Genomic DNA, 18,520 nt, shown 5'->3' on the forward strand with positions numbered 1-18,520 from the left:
TCCCGGGGGCTCGTTTATGTGTATACGAGACCGGGGGGTGGATGGGGTCACCGGGGTGCGGTCCGGTTCGGGGACGCGGCGGCGGCGTCGGCGTTTCAGGAGGGCCCAGGGGCCCTTCGGGCCGGTCGGCATGGCGGCCGTGACCTCGGTGCCGGCCTCGGACGCGGCCTCGGCCGCGGCACGGGCGACGGGGAGGAAGCCTTCGCGGCGAGTGACGTCGGGCCGCTCCTCCTCGGCCGGCCAGAGGCCGAGGGCGGCGCAGACCGTCGGGAGGACGGCCATGGCGGCCGTGGCGTAGCCCTCCGCAGAGGGGTGGTAGTTGTCGGGGCCGAAGAGCTCGCGCGGGTTCGCCGCGAACTCGGGTCCGAGCAGATCCCCCAGCGACACCGTCCGGCCGCCCTGCTCGACGACCCCGATCGTCTGGGCGGCCGCCAGCTGACGGGAGGCGCGCCGGGCGAGCCAGCGCAACGGCTGCTGCACCGGTTCGATCGTGCCGAGGTCCGGGCAGGTGCCGACCACCACCTCCGCACCCGCCGTGCGCAGACGCCGTACCGCCGAGGACAGGTGACGCACCGAGCGCGTGGGCGGCATCCGATTCGTGACGTCGTTCGCGCCGATCATGATCACGCAGACGTCGGGCGCCAGCGCGGGATCCGCGAGGACCAGCGCCACCTGGCGGTCCAGGTCGTCCGAGCGGGCCCCCGGCAGGGCCACGTTGCGGAACTCCACCTGACGCTCCGCCACCGCCGCGAGCCCCGAGGCGAGCAGCGCCCCCGGCGTCTGCCCCGCCCGGTGCACGCCCTGCCCAGCGGCCGTCGAGTCACCCAGCAGCGTCAGCCGCAGCGGCGCCTCGCCGGGGGTCGCGTACAGGCGGCCGTAGCGGCCGTCGGCGTTCGGTACGTGGTTGCTGGTGCCGTTGCCCACATGGCGCCGGGCGAGCCGCACCTCGGCGAGGAGCAGTCCGACGGCCGCCGCCCCGGCCAGGCCGATGCCACCGCCGCCGTACGCGGCGCCCGCCGCGATCCGTCGTGCCACCCTCGCCCTCGACATGCTCGTCATGCGTCGCCGCCACCTCCTCATAGCCGTACATCCACTGCTTGCCCCGCACGGACCGTGGCCCAATCCCAACGAGGAGTGAACGACCGTCATGGGCTCCGTGCAGGCCATAGGCTGGCGGAACCAGTAAGACCACTTCAGACCACTTCTTTTGCAGCATCCGGAGACAACGGTGCAATTCCACGACTCGATGATCAGCCTCGTCGGCAACACCCCGCTGGTGAGGCTCAACAACGTGACCAAGGGCATCCGGGCGACCGTCCTGGCCAAGGTGGAGTACTTCAACCCGGGCGGCTCCGTGAAGGACCGCATCGCCCTGCGCATGATCGAGGCCGCCGAGGAGAGCGGAGCGCTCAAGCCCGGCGGGACCATCGTCGAGCCGACCAGCGGCAACACCGGTGTCGGGCTCGCCATCGTGGCGCAGCAGAAGGGGTACAAGTGCATCTTCGTGTGCCCCGACAAGGTGAGCACGGACAAGATCAATGTGCTGCGGGCGTACGGGGCTGAGGTGGTCGTATGTCCTACCGCCGTCGACCCCGAGCACCCGGACTCCTACTACAACGTCTCCGACCGGCTGGTGCGTGAGACGCCCGGCGCGTGGAAGCCGGACCAGTACTCCAACCCCAACAACCCGCTCTCCCACTACCACTCCACGGGTCCCGAGCTGTGGGAGCAGACGGAGGGGAAGATCACCCACTTCGTCGCGGGCGTGGGGACCGGCGGGACCATCTCCGGTACCGGCCGTTATCTGAAGGACGTCAGCGACGGCAAGGTGCAGGTCGTCGGCGCCGACCCCGAGGGCTCCGTGTACTCCGGCGGCTCCGGGCGGCCGTATCTCGTCGAGGGCGTCGGTGAGGACTTCTGGCCGACCGCCTACGACCGGACCGTCGCCGACGAGATCGTCGCCGTGTCCGACAAGGACTCCTTCCAGATGACCCGGCGGCTGGCCAAGGAGGAGGGCCTGCTGGTGGGCGGTTCGTGCGGCATGGCCGTGGTGGCCGCCCTGGAGGTCGCCGAGCGGCTCGGGCAGGACGACGTCGTCGTCGTACTGCTCCCCGACAGCGGACGCGGCTACCTCAGCAAGATCTTCAACGACGAGTGGATGGCCGACTACGGCTTCCTGGAGGACGAGGGCCCGAACGCGCGCGTCGGTGACGTCCTCAACGACAAGGAGCACGGCGCCATCCCGTCCCTCGTCCACATGCACCCGGACGAGACGGTCGGTCAGGCCATCGAGGTGCTGCGCGAGTACGGCGTTTCGCAGATGCCGATCGTGAAGCCGGGCGCCGGTCACCCGGACGTCATGGCGGCCGAGGTCGTGGGATCGGTCGTCGAACGCGAGCTGCTGGACGCCCTGTTCACCAAGCGGGCCTCCCTCGACGACCCGCTGGAGAAGCACATGTCGGCCCCGCTGCCGCAGGTCGGCTCCGGTGAGCCGGTCGGCGACCTGATGTCCGTGCTGGGCACGGCGGACGCGGCGATCGTCCTCGTCGAGGGCAAGCCGACCGGCGTGGTCAGCCGGCAGGACCTGCTGGCCTTCCTCGCCAAGGGCGGGAAGTAGCGGCGAACCCTCGGTGAACGGGGCGTGTCCGGGGCGAACTTGGGATGACCGGGGCTGCTCGGTGCGTCGCGGAACTGGTACGAGCGCGTCACGTTCACGCAGCACCCGCTTAACACGGGTCCGGCACATTAGGGGATGTCGGCAGGGCGGGAGCGGCTCCCCGCCCGAGCCGGCGCCGAACGTCCAAGGACCTCCGGAGCGGCTCCCGGACCTCCATGGACGCCGGACGTGAGACCCGGCCCTGACCCGGTCAACGTCCTTCGCGGGGACCGCCGTCGTCCCGCCCCCCGGTAACGGGGGTGCGGCGGTCCCCGCCACACTCTTTCCCCGCCACATCCCTTCCCGCCACGCGCTTTCCCCGGCGACACGAACGCCGGAGGCTCAGTCCTCCCAGCGGTCCTCGTCCTTGGACGGCTTGCCGCGGCCCCGGAAGAGGCCGGGGTTGTTGCGTACCGCCTGCACCACGTTGACGCCGACGATGCCGGCCCAGGCGACGAGCAGCCCCTCCAGGCCGGCGACTCCGCCGCCGATGCCGGACAGCGGGACCGCCGCGACCAGCGAGACGATGCCGAAGCCGAAGCGCTCGCCGAAGGAGTCCGTCGGCTTCGGAGACCGCGCGCCGCGGGCCGCCGCCATCTGCTGCTCGGCCAACTGCCGCCGCAGCCGGCGCTCGACCGCCCCGTCGATGCGCTGGTCGACCTTCTCCATGAACGAGTCGACCAGCGCGGACTCGTACTCCTCGCCCAGTTCCCTGCGGGCCTGCAAGGTGGCGTTGAGTTCCTTCTTGAGCTCGGTGTCCCGCGCGTCCATTCCGGTCATGCGGTCCACGGTAGGGAGCCGGGGCGGCCGCCGCACTGGGGTTAGCCCCCCTGTTCGGCGGGGGTAGGCGGCAGGGTGCCGCCGCGTCACCGGGCCCGCTTCACAAGACCCTGCTCCTCGGCGTACGCGTTCGCCACGTCCTCGGGGTCCTTCTTGTCCTTGTCGACCTGCCGGTTCAGCTCGGTCAGCTGGGCGGTGGTCAGGGTGTTGCCGAGGCGGGCGAGTCGGTGGTGAAGAGGTTCGCCACGTCCACGTCGCCCTTCTTCAGGGCGCCCTTGACCAGCGGCCCGGAGGAGTCCAGCGACTTGAACTCCTTGAACTCGACCCCGTAGACGTCCTTGAGGCCCACGGCGCCGACCTCGCGCTTCTTCACCTCGGGCGCCGCCCCGATCACCAGCTTGCCGTTCTGCTTCTTCAGGTCGGCCAGCGAGGTCAGACCGTACTTCTGGGCCGTCTCGCGGGTGACGACGAAGGCGTCCGAATCCTCGGCCATGCCGTACGGCAGCACCTGGAGGTCGGCCGGGAGGGCGACGGTGAGGGCGTTCTGCATCTCGCCCTCCTCCGTGGCCTTCGCCTTGGGGTCGACGTAGTGCAGCAGGGCGCCCTGGTACTCGGGGAGCAGGTCGCGTCGGCAGTAGCTTCACCTGCACGACCAGTTTCATGAAACGGACCGTAGTGCGACTGTCGTACCCATGGCCGTTGCTTGCCTGGCGATCACTGGAACGGGTGATCTATAGGACGGTTGTTCCGATCGCCGGTCACGCCGTCGCTCGCGCTTTCGTGTGCGCCCGGCCCGCGTGCCGGTGGATGTCGGCGCGGGACGTGACGCCGGTCAGCACCCCGCCGCGTTCACTCGGGCTATCAGGCCGGTGGGGGAGGCGATGGACTCGTCGAGTGCCGCCAGGAGCGAGTCGCCGTCCTCCAGCGGGCGTACGGGGATCTCGGTGTCCTTCGACGCCCAGTGCAGGGGCTTGTTCGCGGCGTCCAGCACCAGGCTCCAGGTGCCGCCCTCCGGCGCCGGGGCCTGCGGCACGTCCGCGAGGGTGCGCAGGCTCAGCAGCTTCAGGCCGCGCTCGGCGCCGAGGAAGTCGGCCACGAAGTCGTCGGCGGGGCGGGCGAGCAGTTCGGCGGGCGGGAGGTGGCCGCCGGTGCGGAAGATCGCGATCTGGTCGCCGAGCCGTACGGCCTCGTCCACGTCGTGGGTGACGAAGACGATGGTCTTGCTCAACTCCTTCTGGAGTCTGAGCAGTTCGTCCTGGAGCTGGGTGCGCACCACGGGGTCGACCGCGCCGAACGGCTCGTCCATCAGCAGCACGGGCGGGTCGGCGGCGAGCGCGCGGGCCACGCCTACACGCTGCTGCTGGCCGCCGGAGAGCTGGTGCGGGTAGCGCTTGCCGGCGTCGGCCGTGAGACCGACGGTCTCCAGGAGCTCGGCCGCCCGGGTGCGGGCCCTGCGGCGGCTCCAGCCGAGCAGCAGCGGCACGGTGGCGATGTTGTCGAGCACCGTGCGGTGCGGGAACAGGCCCGCCTGCTGGATGACGTACCCGATGGAGCGGCGCAGCTCGGCGGCGTCCTGGCGGGTGACGTCCTTGCCGCCGACCCGGATGGTGCCGGAGGTCGGCTCGACCATCCGGTTGATCATCCGCAGGGTGGTCGTCTTGCCGCAACCGGAGGATCCGACCAGGACGGTCACGCCGCCCTCCGGCATGTCCAGGGAGAGGTCGTGGACTGCTGTCGTGCCGTTGGGGAAGCGCTTGTGGACCGCGTCGAACTGGATCATGAGATGTCCCTTGCCCGGCTGTATAGCGTCATGCAGAGTTCTTGGTAGCTGAATAGGTTGTCAACGGGTTGGTGTAAATCCGAAGTAACGGATGACCGAAGGGCAAGATCGAATGTCCGAGTTGAGGGGAGTTTGGGCTTGATGTCGTCTCGGATCGTGGACGCAGCGGGATCTGTCCACACCGGCCTGGTCGTCCTCGACGGGATCGGGCTCGGCGTCGAGGACGTCGCACGCCTCGCCGACGGCAGCGCCCGGCCGGTCCCCGCGAGCGAGGCGATGAAGCGGGCCGAGGAGTCCTGGGACGCCGCCCGTCTCATTGCCGCGACCGGCCGCGTCTACGGCCGGTCCACCGGCGTCGGCGCCAACCGGAACGAGGACGTGCCCACCGACGCCGCCGCCGAACACGGCCTGCGCCTGCTGCGCAGCCACGCCGGTGCCATCGGCGAGGAGCTGCCCGCCCGGCAGGTGCGGGCCATGCTCGCCGTACGCGCGAATCAGTTGCTGGCCGGAGGTGCCGGGCTGCGGCCCACCGTCATCACGGCCCTGTGCGAGGCGTTGGAGAGCGGCGCACACCCGGTCGTGAACGAGTTCGGCTCGGTCGGCACCGGAGACCTCGCGGCGCTCGCCCAGACCGGCCTCGCCCTGGCCGGCGAGCATCCCTGGCGTGGTTCCGGGGCGCCCGAGCCGCAGCCGCTCGACAACAACGACGCCCTCGCGTTCATCAGCAGCAACGCCCTCACCCTCGGCCAGGCCGCCCTCGCCCTGCACGAACTGCGCGGCCTCGTCGCCGCCACCCAGGTCGTCGCCGCGCTGTCGCTGCTCGCGGTCGACGGTTCGCATGAGGCGTACGCCGCCCCCGTGCACACCGCCCGGCCGCACCGGGGCAGCACCGAGGTCGCCCGCCGGATGCGGGAGCTGATCGGTGCCGAGGACCGGCCGACGCCGCCGCTCGGCCGGATCCAGGACCCGTACGGCTTCCGCTGCCTCCCCCAGATCCACGGCCCCGCGCACGACGCCGCCGACGCCCTGGAGCAGGTGCTCGCGGTCGAGATCAACGCCGCCGCCGAGAACCCCCTCATCTCCCCCGAGGACATGGCCGCCTACCACCACGGCGGCTTCTACCAGGCCCAACTCGCCCTCGCCCTGGACCACTTCAGGCTGGCCCTGACCCAGGTGGCCCGCCTCTCCACATCCCGCCTGTCGACCCTCAACGAGCCGGCGTACACCCGCCTCAAGCCCTTCCTCGCCGACCAGGAACCCGCTTCGTCCGGCGTGATGATCCTGGAGTACGCCGCCGCTGCCGCCCTCGGCGACCTGCGCGCCTTCTCCGCCCCCGCCTCGCTCGGGCACGCTGTACTCTCCCGGGGCGTGGAGGAGCAGGCCAGCTTCGCCTCGCTCGCCGCGCGGCAGACACTGCGCGCGTGCGGCGCGTACCGTCTGGTCGTCGGCTGTGAACTCGTCGCCGCCGTACGGGCGTTGCGGCTGCGCGACCTCAGGCCCGACCCGGGGCTTCCGGTCGGCCGGGCGCTGGCGCTGGCCGAGTCGGTGCTCGACGACGACCTGGCCGACCGGCCGCTCACCGATGATGTGACGGCGGCCGCGGCACTGCTGGACCGGTTCACGGAGATCTGGAGGGGGAGCGCGGGATGAGCGCGGACAGGAACACGGGCGGGGCGGCACACGGGACGGACAGCCCCGCCGCGCGGCTCCAGGCGCTCTTCGAGGGGCACCGGCTCACCCCGACCCAGCGGCGCATCGCGCACAGCATGGTGCGCCGGGCCGCCGACGTGCCGTTCCTGTCCAGCGTGGAACTCGCCGAACTCGCCGGGGTCAGCCAGCCGTCCGTGACCCGCTTCGCCGTCGCCCTCGGCTTCGACGGCTACCCGGCGCTGCGCCGGCACCTGCGCGAGGTCGCGCCCGTCGAGCAGGCGGCGGACACCGGCTCGTACAACGAGTACCAGCAGGCCGTCGAGGCCGAGATCGAGAACCTGCGGCACCTGGCCGAGGTGCTGGCCGATCCGCGCCCGGTGCAGCGGGCCGGGCGCGTGCTCTCGGCCTCGCGCCCGCTGCCCGTGCTCGGCCTGCGCGCGGCCGCCTCCCAGGCGTACGGCTTCTCGTACTTCGCCGCCAAGGTCCACCCGGACGTACGGCTGCTGCACGAGGGCGGCACGATGATCCACGACCGTATCGACGCCGCCGTACGGGCGGGCGCCACGGCCCTGCTCTGCTTCGCGCTGCCCCGGCATCCGCGCGAGGTCGTGGACACCCTCGCCTACGCCAAGGAGGCCGGGCTGACGGTGGTGACCGTGGCCGACTCCGCCTTCGCGCCGGTCGCCAAGGTCTCCGACCTGCTGCTGCCCGCCGCCGTCGGCACCGGCCTCGCCTTCGACACGGCCTGCGCGCCGATGCTGCTGGGCCGGGTCCTGCTGGAGGCGATGTGCGACGACCTGCCGGACGCGCAGGCGCGCCTTGAGGAGTTCGACGCCCGGGCGGTGGCGCGGGGGCTGTTCGTCGAGTGATTCCTTGAGCGCCGGACAGGTCCTTAAGACTCGTCTCACGTTGCTTCACTAACCTGCCCGCCCGACAGCACTGTGCCGTGGCGATGAGGAGGCGGAACGTGGCACGCGCAGGAGGGCATGGCCTGGCTCGGGTGGCCGTCGTCGTACGGGCCGGGTCGGCGCCGCTTTGGTGGCTCGGGGTTCTCGCGGCGGGAATCGGCGTACTGGCGCCGGGGATCACGGGCCGCCGGATCGGCGTCATGGTCGGCGCCGTGCTCTTCATCGTCGCGGCGGCCGTCGTCGCCTACGCCCGCCGCAAGCGCTACACCGCCCTGATTGGCTCGGCCGTCCGCGCCGGCAAGCACGACGTGCTCCAGGACCGCGCGGTGACCGTCCGCAACTGGCGTCGCGGGCACCGCTGGTGGCTGCTGCTCGCCTTCCTCGCCGCGCTGGGCGGCGCGTTCGCCGTGCCCGCCGCGGGCGGCATGCTGCTGGCGGGGTGCGGAACGGGGCTGCGGCTCAAGGCGGCGTGGCTCGGCCGGCGGGAGCGGGACGGGAACGCCCTGCTGTGGGTGCGGGTCGACTGGCTCGACCGATGGGGTGGCAGGCCCACGGGCAAGGCGGTCAGGGCCTGTCGCAGTACGGGCATCGCCGCGGGCGACGCGGCCCCGGGCGGGAGCCGCCGCCGCACCGCGGCGCTGGTGTGACCCGACCCTGCCGGCCGGAGCGGGTCAGACCTCCAGCTCCTCCTCGATCTTCTTCAACTGGTGCCTGGCCATCGCCAGGTTGGCCCGCTTGGAGTCGAGGACCAGGTACAGGAAGAGGCCGTTGCCGCCGCGCCCGGTGATCAGCCGGATCAGGTGGTACTGGTCGGTCAGCGTGATCAGGATGTCCTCGATGCCGCCCTTGAGGCCGAGGTGCTCCATCGTGCGCATCTTGGCGCGGACGACGTCGGTGTTGCCGGCGGCGGCGACGTTGAGGTCGAAGGTCTTGCTGCCGCCCAGCGTGCCCAGGGCCATCCCGCTGGTGTAGTCGACGAGCGCGGCTCCGGTCGCGCCTTCGATCGAGGCGAGGCATTCCTTCAGGGTGGTCTCGGTGTTGGCCATGACGTGTGTTCCTCTCAACTGTCGGTGGTGGTGCGCGCGTCGGCGGTGGTGGTGCGTGCGGGACGCGCGGTCTTGGTGCGGGTGGGCATGGCTTTGGGGGGCTCCTTGGCGGGCTCCTTCGTCTGGCTCTTGGCAGGGCTGCGGCGCACGGGGGGCGCCTTCGCGTCGACGAGTTCGCCGATGCGGGCACCGGCGCGGCGGCCCTCCAGATGCAGCCGGCCGACGTTGACGCCGTCCGTGGCCAGCAGCGTCAGCACGGCGGTACGGCCCGCCGCGTACGTCGCCACATAGCCGTCCGCCCCGCGCAGCAGCAGTTCGCGGAAGTCGCCCCGACCGGTCGCGTCGGCCACCCGCACCGCGACGCCGAGCGCGGCGGCGGTCAGGGCGGCGAGGCCGTCCGGTTCGACACCGGGGGTGTCGTGGGCGAGGACGAGGCCGTCCACGCCGGCCGCGAGCGCTCCGGTCAGCTGGGGCACGCGGGCTCTGAGCCGACGGAACTCGTCGAGTATCGGGGCCTCGGCCGCCATCAGGTTTCTCCTCTCGGCACGGGACCGCTGCGGCGGGCGAGGCACCCCGGCCGGCTCGCGGTCCTTGACGGGCCCGCGCTCCTCGAAGGGCCTGCGGTCCTCGAACGGTTTGCGGTCAAAGGGCCTCCAGCGCATCCCTGACCCTCTTCAGCAGCGCGACATAGGGGTCGGCGGCGGCGTCGTCGGGCGGAGCGTCCGGGGCGGGCGGCGGCTGCGGGGCGACCAGCCCCGCCGAGGCCAGCCGTCTGAGGTGCACCAGCGTGTGGAACGCCGGTCTGCCCAGCTCCCGCGCGATGTCCACGGCCCTGCGCACGCCGTCCACCTGTTCCAGTACGGCGGCCTGCCGGGTCGGCACCGTCGGGGCCGCGACCGGGTCGGCGCGGATCAGGGGCGCGCGGTCCGTCGCCGGGTCGGGCCAGATGCGGCGCAGCAGGGCGCGGCGGCGCAGCATCTCGCGCTCCAGCACGGCGACCGGCACGGGATGCACCGAGGCGAGCCAGTGCGCGCTGCCGTAGCGGAAACGGCCCGGCGTGCTGCTGGGGGCCAGAGCGAAGTACGCGGCATCGTGCAGCGCGCCGACCTGCGCCAGCTCCAGTGCGCCCGGCGTGATCCCGTACCGCAGCAGCCGCCCCTCGTCGGCGCTGTCCTCGGCCTCAAGCCAGGCCTCGGCGGCGAGGGTGCCGTGGGCGGTGAGCAGCTCGGCGAGGCCGGGGGCGAGCGGGCTCTCGGCGTGCACCACGCGGCCCTCGGCGAGATGGAGCGTGCCGTGCTCGCGGTCCAGGACACCGGTGGCCCGCTCCTCGGCGAGCCGGGTCAGCATCGGCGAGACACCGCCGCCGACCCGCTGGTGCGCCGTCGCCCGGTCCCGGACCGGCAGCCGGGGCGGCGGAGGGCTGTCGACCACGGTCATCCCAGCACCAGCCGTTCGGCCATCTCGCCGAGCCGGATGCGGGCCAGCGCGAGATTGCCGTCCGCGCGGGCCAGCCACAGGTACAGGAACACGCTGCTGTCGAAGGACGTCGGCACGAACCGCAGCACGTGGTAGCTGTCCCGGTTGCTGAGGATCAGGTCCTCGACGGGCGGATCCGGGGCGTCCTTGCCGTCCCCCGGGCCGAACGCCTGCTGCTCGGCGGCCAGCCGCGCCAGCTCGGCCGCCTCGGCCGCCGCCGTCTCGTGGTCGCCGCCCGGAGGGTCGCCCACCGTGCCCAGGGCCAGTCCGCTCGTCCAGTCGACCAGCGCGGCGCCCCGCGCACCGGGCAACCGCATCGTCTCCAGCAAGCACTCGTCGATTCCGGGCACCGTCGCTCCCCTCCCGCCTCGGGGTCCGGCTGAGTGACGGCCAAACTACGCAACGTGTGTGCGGCGAGTGAGCGTTCGGGCATTTTCCAGTGGAACATGCGCCGAGTGACTAGGGTGGGTCAACTGACCCTGTTTTCACGTGACTTGATCGCGTATGACCTACGACTCCGGATCGGCCCGCGTCAACGGCGCGGCGGCGTGGCCAGGGTGGTGAGCGAGGAGGCGTGCGCCCCTCCGGATTCGGCCACGATCTCGTCCAGCGACTGCGCCTCGCGGACCGTCGCGAAGGCGATGCCCCCGGCCCCGTCCGGCGCGAAGCCGTAGATGCCGGGCCGGGCCAGGGAGTTGTAGGCGTAGTGGTGCGCGAAGTAGTACGCCCCCGTGTCCAGCGCCGCCGCGTAGTCACCCTGCTCCAGCAACGGCAGCGTCGCCCCCTCGGCCAGCAGATCGCCCGAGAAGCAGGCCGGCCCGGCCACGTCCTGCAGCACGGCGGGACCCTCCTTCGGTCGCCCCTTGCCGTCGTACGCGCCGATCCGCAGCGGCCAGCTCCCCGGCGCGTACACCGTCCGCGTGGCGACCTGCACACCCGCGTGCGTCACCGCCACCGGACGCCCGCCCGCGCTCTTGGCGTACTCCACCCGCGCCACGACCGTCCCGTGCTTGGCCAGCAGCGAGCGCCCGAACTCGGTGACCAGCCCGTAACGCCCGTCGAAAAGACCGGGCACCGCCTCGCCCAGCAGCCGCGCGTACTGCGCGTACGTGGGGCTGGTGGCGTCCGACGCGAAGTTCACCGGGAGCCCGCCGCCGATGTCGAGCGTGTCGATCTGCCGCCGCCCGATCCGCCGGTTGATCTCCTCGGCGAGCGTGTACGCCGCCGCGACCCCCTGCGCCATCAGGGACAGCGGGATGCCCTGCGAGCCGGTGTGCGCGTGCAGCCGGGTCAGCCACGGGCGGTCCTGGTACGCCCGTACGACCCACTCCCGCGCCCCCTCGTCGAGCAGCGCCACCCCGAACTTCGATGTCGCCGTGGCCGTCGACGTCGCCTCGATGGAACCCCCTCCGACCTGCGGATTCACCCGGATCCCGAGCGGCGATCGGCTCGCGGCGGACCGCATCAGAGCGTCGATGCGGTCCAGCTCCTGCGGGTTGTCCGCGTTGACGGCGATCCCCAGCGCCAGCGCCTCGCGCAGCTCGGCCGGCGTCTTGGCGGGCGAGTCCAGCACCGTCATCTCCGGGCGCAGCCCCGCCGCCCGCGCGAGCGCCAGCTCACCCGGGCTCGCCACCTCCGCGCCGATGCCCTCCTCGCGCAGCAGCCGCAGCACCGGCACCAGCGGGGTCGCCTTCACCGCGAAGGCGTGCAGCACGGGCGTGCCCGGCGCCACCACCGCGTCGAAGGCCGCCCGCAGCGCCGTTGCCGACTCCCGGATGCCGGTGACGTCGAGCAGTCCGACGATGGGGGAGCCGGGGGCCAGCAGCCCCTGCTCCACCGCCGCCCGCACGGCGTCGTCCCGCCGGGCCACCCGGTCCGCGTCCCATGCCGGTGTCCCGGGACCGTTGCCCGCCGCCCCGCCCGCCGAGTCGTAGTCGCCCAGTCCGCTGTCCACGTCATCCCCCGTCGTGTCGTCGTACGAGCCCATGTATCCAGCCAAACATCCGTGACGCGCGAGCGCTGGCCCGCGCATGTATTGACTAGTTCTATTCAGCGGTTCAGGATGTGAATATCCACCTCAACAGTTCGCCACAGTCCGCTGGGAGGCAGACCATGTCAGGACCCCGCCCCGTACGAGCCCCGCGCGGTACGGAACTGAGTGCCCTGGGATGGCAGCAGGAAGCCGCCCTGCGGATGCTGCAGAACAACCTCGACCCCGAGGTCGCCGAGCACCCCGACAAGCTCGTCGTCTACGGCGGCACCGGGAAGGCGGCCCGCGACTGGCGCTCCTTCGACGCGATGGTGCGCACGCTGAGGACCCTCAAGCAGGACGAGACCATGCTCGTCCAGTCCGGCCGCCCCGTCGGCGTCATGCAGACCCACGAGTGGGCCCCGCGCGTCCTCATCGCCAACTCCAACCTCGTCGGCGACTGGGCCAACTGGGAGGAGTTCCGCCGCCTTGAGGCCCTCGGCCTGACCATGTACGGCCAGATGACCGCCGGCTCCTGGATCTACATCGGCACCCAGGGCATCCTCCAGGGCACCTACGAGACCTTCGCCGCCGTCGCCGCGAAGAAGTTCGACGGCACCCTCGCCGGGACGATCACGCTGACCGCCGGGCTCGGCGGCATGGGCGGCGCCCAGCCGCTCGCCGTCACCATGAACGACGGCGTCGCGATCTGCATCGACTGCGACCCGCGCGCGATCGAGCGCCGCATCGAGCACCGCTACCTCGACGTGAAGGCCGACTCGCTCGACCACGCGCTGCGGCTGGCCGTGGAGGCCCGCGACGCCCGCCGCCCCCTCTCCATCGGCGTCCTCGGCAACGCCGCCGAGCTGGTCCCGCAGCTCCTCGCCATGGGCGCCCCCATCGACATCGTCACCGACCAGACCTCGGCCCACGACCCGCTGGCCTACCTGCCGCTGGGCATCGCCTTCGAGGACATGGCCGACGCCGCCGCCAAGGACCCGGCGGGCTTCACCACCAGGGCGCGCGAGGCGATGGCCAGGCACGTCGAGGCCATGGTCGGCTTCATGGACGCCGGCGCCGAGGTCTTCGACTACGGCAACTCGATCCGCGGCGAGGCCCAACTCGCCGGGTACGAGCGGGCGTTCGCCTTCCCCGGCTTCGTGCCGGCCTACATCCGCCCCCTGTTCTGCGAGGGCAAGGGCCCCTTCCGCTGGGCCGCCCTGTCCGGCGACCCCGCCGACATCGCCAGGACCGACAAGGCGATCCTCGACCTCTTCCCGGAGAACGAGTCCCTCGCCCGCTGGATCAAGATGGCCGGCGAGCGGGTCCACTTCCAGGGCCTGCCCGCGCGCATCTGCTGGCTCGGCTACGGCGAGCGGGACAAGGCCGGCGAGCGCTTCAACGACATGGTGGCGAGCGGCGAGCTGGCGGCCCCTCTGGCCATCGGCCGCGACCACCTCGACTGCGGTTCCGTCGCCTCGCCCTACCGCGAGACCGAGGCCATGCTCGACGGCTCCGACGCGATTGCCGACTGGCCGCTGCTGAACGCCATGGTGAACGTGGCCTCCGGTGCCTCCTGGGTCTCCCTCCACCACGGTGGCGGCGTCGGCATGGGGCGGTCCATCCACGCCGGACAGGTGACGGTGGCCGACGGCACGAAGCTGGGCGGCGAGAAGATCCGCCGAGTGCTGACGAACGACCCCGGGATGGGCGTCATCCGGCACGTGGACGCGGGATACGACATCGCCGAGTCCGTCGCCGACGAGCGGGGCGTGCGGGTTCCCATGCGCGAGGGTGACGACGCGTGACCCAGAACGACAGCGGGCGTAGCGGCAACTCTCCGGTGAGGGCTGAGGTCTCGTCGCCGACCGCGGGCCCGGCTGTGCCCACCCGTTCCGCCCTGCGGAACGACTGCCCACAGCCTGGTGGCGGCACCTCCTTCCAGGAGATGTGGCGCGAGCTGCTCCCCATCGGCCGGCACCCCGACTCCCACGGCTACCGGCGCTTCGCCTGGACCGGGGTCGATCTCGAATGCCGGGCCTGGTTCAAGGAGCAGGCGGAGGGGCGTGGGCTTGCCTATGAGGTGGATCGGAACGGGAATCAGTGGGCCTGGCTCGGGGATCCGGATGCCGGGGACGCCGTCGTCACCGGGTCGCATCTGGACTCCGTGCCGGACGGGGGCGCCTTCGACGGGCCCCTCGGCGTCGTGTCGTCCTTCGCCGCGCTCGATGAACTGCTCGACAGGGGCGTCGACTTCACCAAGCCGCTCGCCATCGTCAACTTCGGTGACGAGGAGGGAGCACGGTTCGGGCTCGCCTGTGTCGGGTCCCGGCTCACCTCGGGGCAGCTCACCGTCGAGGGTGCGCACAAGCTGACCGACGGGGACGGGGTCAGTCTGCCCCGGGCCATGGAGGCGGCCGGGTACGACCCCGAGGGCATCGGCGCCGACCACGAGCGGCTCGGCCGGATCGGTGCGTTCGTCGAGCTGCATGTCGAGCAGGGCCGGGCGCTGGACCTGTCCGGGGACCGGGTCGGGATCGCCAGCGCCATCTGGCCGCACGGCCGGTGGCGGTTCGACTTCCGGGGCGAGGCCAACCACGCGGGGACCACAAGGCTGGTGGACCGGCGCGACCCCATGCTGTCGTACGCCGAGACCGTGCTCGCCGCCCGCCGCGAGGCCGAACTCGCCGGCGCCGTCGCCACCTTCGGCAAGATCTCCGTCGAACCCAACGGCGTCAACGCCATCCCCTCCCTGGTGCGCGGCTGGCTCGACTCCCGTGCCGAGGACCAGGCGAGCCTCGACCGCGTCGTCGGCGGCATCGAGACGGCGGCCCGGGAGTACGCGGCGGCCCACGGCATCGACCTCGACATCGTCCGCGAGTCCTTCACACCCGTCGTCGAGTTCGACCACGCCCTGCGCGACGAACTGGCCCGCATCCTCGGCAAGCACACCGACATCACGGTGCCCGTCCTGGGTACGGGAGCCGGACACGACGCCGGAATCCTGTCCGGGACCATCCCGACCGCCATGCTGTTCGTACGCAACCCGACGGGCATCTCGCACTCCCCGGCCGAGTTCGCCGCCGAGGACGACTGCGTGGCCGGAGTGACCGCCCTCGCCGACGTACTGGAAGGACTGGCCTGCACGTGACGCCCACCCAGCGGACCCGTACGTACTGGCTGGAGCACGCCTGGCTCGACACCCACGTCGAGCCGGGCGTCGCCCTGGACGTGCAGGACGGCCGCATCACCGCCGTCCGCACCGACGTCCCGACCCCGCCGCCCGGCGCCGATGTCCTGCGCGGCCTGACCCTCCCGGGCCTGGCGAACGCGCACAGCCACGCCTTCCACCGCGCCCTGCGCTCCACCGTCCAGGTCGGTTCCGGCACCTTCTGGACCTGGCGGGAGGTCATGTACGCCACCGCCGACCGGCTGACCCCGGAGACCTACCGCGATCTCGCCCGCGCGGTGTACGCGGAGATGGCGCTGGCCGGCATCACGAGCGTCGGCGAGTTCCACTATGTGCACCACGCCCCCGGCGGCACCCCGTACGCCGACCCCAACGCCATGGGTGAGGCCCTCGTCGAGGCCGCCGCCGAGGCCGGCATCCGGATCACCCTCCTCGACACCGCCTACCTCTCCTCCGGCTTCGGGCGGGCCCCCGACAACCACCAGCTCCGCTTCTCCGACGGGACGGCCGAGGCCTGGGCCGAACGCTGTTCAGTTCTCAAGGACCGGGATCACGCACGGATCGGGGCGGCGATCCACTCCGTACGGGCCGTGCCCGCCGACCAGTTGGCGACCGTGGCGCGGTGGGCCGAGGAGCGGCGGGCCCCGCTCCATGTGCACCTGTCCGAGCAGACCGCCGAGAACGACGCCTGCCGCGAGGCCCACGGCTGCACACCCACCCGGCTGCTCGCCGAGCACGGAGTCCTCGGCCCGCGCACCACCGGCGTCCACAACACCCACCTCACCGACGAGGACATCGCCCTCCTCGGCGGCAGCGGCACCGGCACCTGCATGTGCCCGACCACCGAACGGGACCTCGCGGACGGCATCGGACCCGCTGTCGTCCTCCAGAAGGCCGGCTCCCCGCTCTGTCTCGGCTCCGACAGCCACGCCGTCATCGACCTGCTGGAGGAGGCGCGGGCGATGGAGCTCAACGAACGCCTGCGCACCCGCACCCGCGGTCACTGGACGGCGTCGGCCCTGCTGCGGGCCGCCACCGTCGACGGCCACGCCGCCCTCGGCTGGGACGAGGCGGGCACCCTGGAGGCCGGCGCGCTCGCCGACTTCACCACGATCGCGCTCGACTCGGTCAGGACGGCAGGGCCGCTTCCGCGGCTCGGGGCCGAGACGGCCGTATTCGCCGCGTCGGCAGCAGACGTGTCGCATACGGTCGTGGGAGGTCGGCACGTCGTACGGGACGGGGCCCACACCCTCGTACCGGATGTGCCCCGAGCGCTCGCGGACGCCGTCGAAGCCCTGCGCGGATGATCCCGGGCCGGCCGCCCACCTCCGCCCCCGAACCCGACACAGCCGACCAGGCCACCAAGGACGCCATGAGCAACGCGACGACCGTCAGCCCCGCCCACTCCGCGAGCACCGCAAGCACGCTCATCACGAACATCGCCAGCCTGGTCACCAACGATCCCTCCCTCGGATGGGGGTCCCCCCGCTCGAGTAAATTCGAGAGTGGGGGAGGATCCCCCCTCGGACTGATCCAGGACGCGGCCGTCGCCATCGAGGGCGACCGCGTCGTGTGGACCGGTGATCAAAGCAAAGCACCCGCCACTGACAACCGGGTCGACGCCGGCGGCCGGGCGGTGATCCCCGGCTTCGTCGACTCCCACTCGCACCTCGTCTTCGCGGGCGACCGGACGCAGGAGTTCAACGCCCGGATGTCGGGGCGCCAGTACAGCGCCGGCGGCATCCGCACGACCGTCGCCGCCACCCGCGCCGCGAGCGACGGGGAACTGGAGGCCAACCTCACCCGTTACCTCCACGAGGCCCTCCGCCAGGGCACCACCACCTTCGAGACCAAGTCCGGCTACGGCCTCACCGTCCAGGACGAGGCCCGCGCCCTGCGCATCGCCGCCGCCCACACCGACGAGGTCACCTACCTCGGCGCCCACATCGTCTCCCCGGACCACGCCGACGACCCGGCGTCGTACGTCGCCCTCGTCACCGGCGAGATGCTCGACGCCTGCGCCCCGTACGCCCGTTGGATCGACGTCTTCTGCGAGAAGGGCGCCTTCGACGGCGACCAGGCCCGCGCGATCCTCACCGCGGGCAAGGCGAAGGGCCTGCACCCCCGCATCCACGCCAACCAGCTCTCCTACGGCCCCGGCGTCCAGCTCGCCGTCGAACTCGACGCCGCCTCCGCCGACCACTGCACCCACCTGACGGACGCCGACGTGGACGCGCTCGCGAACAGCGCCACGGTCGCCACCCTGCTCCCCGGCGCCGAGTTCTCCACGCGCGCCGAGTGGCCGAACGCCCGCCGCCTGCTCGACGCGGGTGTCACCGTCGCGCTCTCCACCGACTGCAACCCGGGCTCGTCCTTCACCTCCTCCGTGCCCTTCTGCGTCGCGCTCGCGGTACGGGACATGGGGATGACCCCGGACGAGGCGCTCTGGTCGGCCACGGCGGGCGGCGCGGCGGCCCTGCGCCGCGACGACATCGGCCGCCTCACCCCGGGCGCCCGCGCCGACCTGCTCCTGCTCGACGCACCGAGCCATGTGCACCTGGCCTACCGGCCGGGCGTGCCGCTGGTCAGTGAGGTGTGGCGGCGCGGCGTACGCGAGGTCTGATCAGGAGGCCCCGGCGCGCCACCGCTGCCCCGAAGCCCCACTCACCGGCTCGAGCGAAAGCTCGTCGCCCGCCCCGCCGTTCGGCGTCACCGCCGCCCAGGGGGCGATGACCGGGCGGATCAGGCCGTCCCCGTCCACCATGAACATCAGGTTCCGCCCGTTGCTGCCCTCCACCGAGTCGCAGGTCCAGATCCCGACGCCCCGGTCCGTCGAACCGCGGCTGTCCAGGCAGTAGTCGGGGTCGGCCGCGGACTGGAGGACGCCGCGGTCGGAGTCGACCCGCCAGCGTTGGGAACGGGACGAGTCGCAGGGAACCGTGATGACGTCCGTCCCGTTGTAGAAGTCGTCGCCGTCCACGTCCAGGCAGAGGCCCGAGGAGACGTTCACGACCTGGGCGAACGCGCCGCCCGGAGGGCGTGTGGGGGAGGGCGTGGGCTTGGGC

General features: G+C 72.3%; 16 protein-coding genes and 2 pseudogenes. 8 read left to right on the forward strand and 10 right to left on the reverse strand.

The genetic code is table 11. The features are described from left to right. On the reverse strand, positions 1-1,059 hold a 1,059-nt coding region (locus L0P92_RS30020; protein ID WP_234766187.1), incomplete at its 3' end, for an SGNH/GDSL hydrolase family protein. A gap of 169 nt (positions 1,060-1,228) precedes the next feature. Here L0P92_RS30020 and L0P92_RS30025 point away from each other — a divergent pair. Further along, complete coding sequence (locus tag L0P92_RS30025; protein ID WP_234766188.1) at positions 1,229-2,617, forward strand: cystathionine beta-synthase; 1,389 nt, start codon at positions 1,229-1,231, stop codon at positions 2,615-2,617. A gap of 381 nt (positions 2,618-2,998) precedes the next feature. Here L0P92_RS30025 and L0P92_RS30030 read toward each other — a convergent pair whose 3' ends face one another. The 3 genes and pseudogenes from L0P92_RS30030 to L0P92_RS30040 form a co-directional block, all read right to left on the reverse strand. Further along, positions 2,999-3,436 carry a hypothetical protein gene (locus L0P92_RS30030; RefSeq protein WP_234766189.1) on the reverse strand — a complete coding sequence of 146 codons (438 nt, stop codon included), beginning with the start codon at positions 3,434-3,436 and terminating at the stop codon, positions 2,999-3,001. Positions 3,437-3,522: 86 nt separating this feature from the next. After that, positions 3,523-4,061: pseudogene (locus L0P92_RS30035) on the reverse strand (glycine betaine ABC transporter substrate-binding protein); the annotation flags it as partial. Between the two features lie 133 nt (positions 4,062-4,194). After that, positions 4,195-5,216: pseudogene (locus tag L0P92_RS30040) on the reverse strand (ABC transporter ATP-binding protein). 141 nt (positions 5,217-5,357) lie between these two features. On the opposite strand from L0P92_RS30040, the gene L0P92_RS30045 reads away from it, so the two are divergent. From L0P92_RS30045 to L0P92_RS30055, 3 genes are all read left to right on the forward strand, one after another. Next, a complete protein-coding gene (locus tag L0P92_RS30045) occupies positions 5,358-6,866 on the forward strand; it encodes an aromatic amino acid ammonia-lyase (protein ID WP_234766190.1) in 1,509 nt (502 codons plus the stop codon). Then, the gene (locus L0P92_RS30050; RefSeq protein ID WP_234766191.1) at positions 6,863-7,735 is read left to right on the forward strand and encodes a MurR/RpiR family transcriptional regulator; all 873 of its coding nucleotides are present in this window, start codon (positions 6,863-6,865) and stop codon (positions 7,733-7,735) included. Before L0P92_RS30045 ends, L0P92_RS30050 begins: the two co-directional genes overlap by 4 nt. Positions 7,736-7,818: 83 nt before the next feature. Next, positions 7,819-8,421, forward strand: coding sequence for a hypothetical protein (locus tag L0P92_RS30055; protein ID WP_237696252.1), 603 nt, complete (start codon positions 7,819-7,821; stop codon positions 8,419-8,421). A gap of 24 nt (positions 8,422-8,445) precedes the next feature. Here the strand turns inward: L0P92_RS30055 and L0P92_RS30060 are convergent, their stop codons facing one another. From L0P92_RS30060 to L0P92_RS30080, 5 genes are all read right to left on the reverse strand, one after another. Next, the gene (locus L0P92_RS30060) at positions 8,446-8,820 is read right to left on the reverse strand and encodes a roadblock/LC7 domain-containing protein (RefSeq protein WP_234766193.1); all 375 of its coding nucleotides are present in this window, start codon (positions 8,818-8,820) and stop codon (positions 8,446-8,448) included. Between the two features lie 14 nt (positions 8,821-8,834). Then, on the reverse strand, positions 8,835-9,347 hold the full coding sequence (locus L0P92_RS30065) for a roadblock/LC7 domain-containing protein (protein ID WP_234766194.1): 513 nt from the start codon (positions 9,345-9,347) through the stop codon (positions 8,835-8,837). A 115-nt stretch (positions 9,348-9,462) separates the two neighbouring features. Then, positions 9,463-10,257 carry a transcriptional regulator gene (locus L0P92_RS30070; protein ID WP_234766195.1) on the reverse strand — a complete coding sequence of 265 codons (795 nt, stop codon included), beginning with the start codon at positions 10,255-10,257 and terminating at the stop codon, positions 9,463-9,465. Next, entirely contained in the window at positions 10,254-10,646 is a 393-nt protein-coding gene (locus L0P92_RS30075) for a hypothetical protein (protein WP_234766196.1), read from the reverse strand. Before L0P92_RS30075 ends, L0P92_RS30070 begins: the two co-directional genes overlap by 4 nt. A gap of 182 nt (positions 10,647-10,828) precedes the next feature. Then, positions 10,829-12,283: a type III PLP-dependent enzyme domain-containing protein gene (locus L0P92_RS30080; protein WP_234766197.1), complete on the reverse strand. Its 1,455-nt coding sequence runs from the start codon at positions 12,281-12,283 to the stop codon at positions 10,829-10,831. A 125-nt stretch (positions 12,284-12,408) separates the two neighbouring features. Between L0P92_RS30080 and hutU the strand changes: the two genes are divergently transcribed. The 4 genes from hutU (at position 12,409) to hutI (ending at position 18,078) form a co-directional block, all read left to right on the forward strand. Further along, on the forward strand, positions 12,409-14,073 hold the full coding sequence (gene hutU / locus L0P92_RS30085; protein ID WP_234766198.1) for a urocanate hydratase: 1,665 nt from the start codon (positions 12,409-12,411) through the stop codon (positions 14,071-14,073). Between the two features lie 140 nt (positions 14,074-14,213). Continuing rightward, positions 14,214-15,416 carry an allantoate amidohydrolase gene (locus L0P92_RS30090; protein ID WP_234766202.1) on the forward strand — a complete coding sequence of 401 codons (1,203 nt, stop codon included), beginning with the start codon at positions 14,214-14,216 and terminating at the stop codon, positions 15,414-15,416. Next, positions 15,413-16,762 (forward strand): formimidoylglutamate deiminase, encoded by a 1,350-nt coding sequence (locus tag L0P92_RS30095; protein ID WP_234766199.1) that lies wholly within the window; start codon positions 15,413-15,415, stop codon positions 16,760-16,762. The genes L0P92_RS30090 and L0P92_RS30095 overlap by 4 nt, the downstream gene beginning before the upstream one ends. Next, entirely contained in the window at positions 16,759-18,078 is a 1,320-nt protein-coding gene (gene hutI / locus L0P92_RS30100; RefSeq protein ID WP_234766200.1) for an imidazolonepropionase, read from the forward strand. Before L0P92_RS30095 ends, hutI begins: the two co-directional genes overlap by 4 nt. Here hutI and L0P92_RS30105 read toward each other — a convergent pair. After that, positions 18,079-18,520 (reverse strand): ricin-type beta-trefoil lectin domain protein (locus tag L0P92_RS30105; RefSeq protein ID WP_234766201.1); only part of this gene is annotated, 442 nt, incomplete at its 5' end.

It is taken from the genome of Streptomyces muensis (assembly GCF_021474425.1).
GTDB classification, from domain to species: Bacteria; Actinomycetota; Actinomycetes; order Streptomycetales; family Streptomycetaceae; genus Streptomyces; species Streptomyces muensis.

Bases quoted from the DNA above. Each gene is read 5' to 3' on its own strand.
- L0P92_RS30070 (WP_234766195.1), bottom strand. From the start codon at position 10,257: ATGACCGTGGTCGACAGCCCTCCGCCGCCCCGGCTGCCGGTCCGGGAC.
- L0P92_RS30060 (WP_234766193.1), bottom strand. From the start codon at position 8,820: ATGGCCAACACCGAGACCACCCTGAAGGAATGCCTCGCCTCGATCGAA.
- L0P92_RS30030 (WP_234766189.1), bottom strand. From the start codon at position 3,436: ATGACCGGAATGGACGCGCGGGACACCGAGCTCAAGAAGGAACTCAAC.
- hutI (WP_234766200.1), top strand. From the start codon at position 16,759: ATGATCCCGGGCCGGCCGCCCACCTCCGCCCCCGAACCCGACACAGCC.
- L0P92_RS30080 (WP_234766197.1), bottom strand. From the start codon at position 12,283: ATGGGCTCGTACGACGACACGACGGGGGATGACGTGGACAGCGGACTG.
- L0P92_RS30055 (WP_237696252.1), top strand. From the start codon at position 7,819: ATGAGGAGGCGGAACGTGGCACGCGCAGGAGGGCATGGCCTGGCTCGG.
- L0P92_RS30050 (WP_234766191.1), top strand. From the start codon at position 6,863: ATGAGCGCGGACAGGAACACGGGCGGGGCGGCACACGGGACGGACAGC.
- L0P92_RS30090 (WP_234766202.1), top strand. From the start codon at position 14,214: ATGTGGCGCGAGCTGCTCCCCATCGGCCGGCACCCCGACTCCCACGGC.
- hutU (WP_234766198.1), top strand. From the start codon at position 12,409: ATGTCAGGACCCCGCCCCGTACGAGCCCCGCGCGGTACGGAACTGAGT.
- L0P92_RS30065 (WP_234766194.1), bottom strand. From the start codon at position 9,347: ATGGCGGCCGAGGCCCCGATACTCGACGAGTTCCGTCGGCTCAGAGCC.
- L0P92_RS30045 (WP_234766190.1), top strand. From the start codon at position 5,358: ATGTCGTCTCGGATCGTGGACGCAGCGGGATCTGTCCACACCGGCCTG.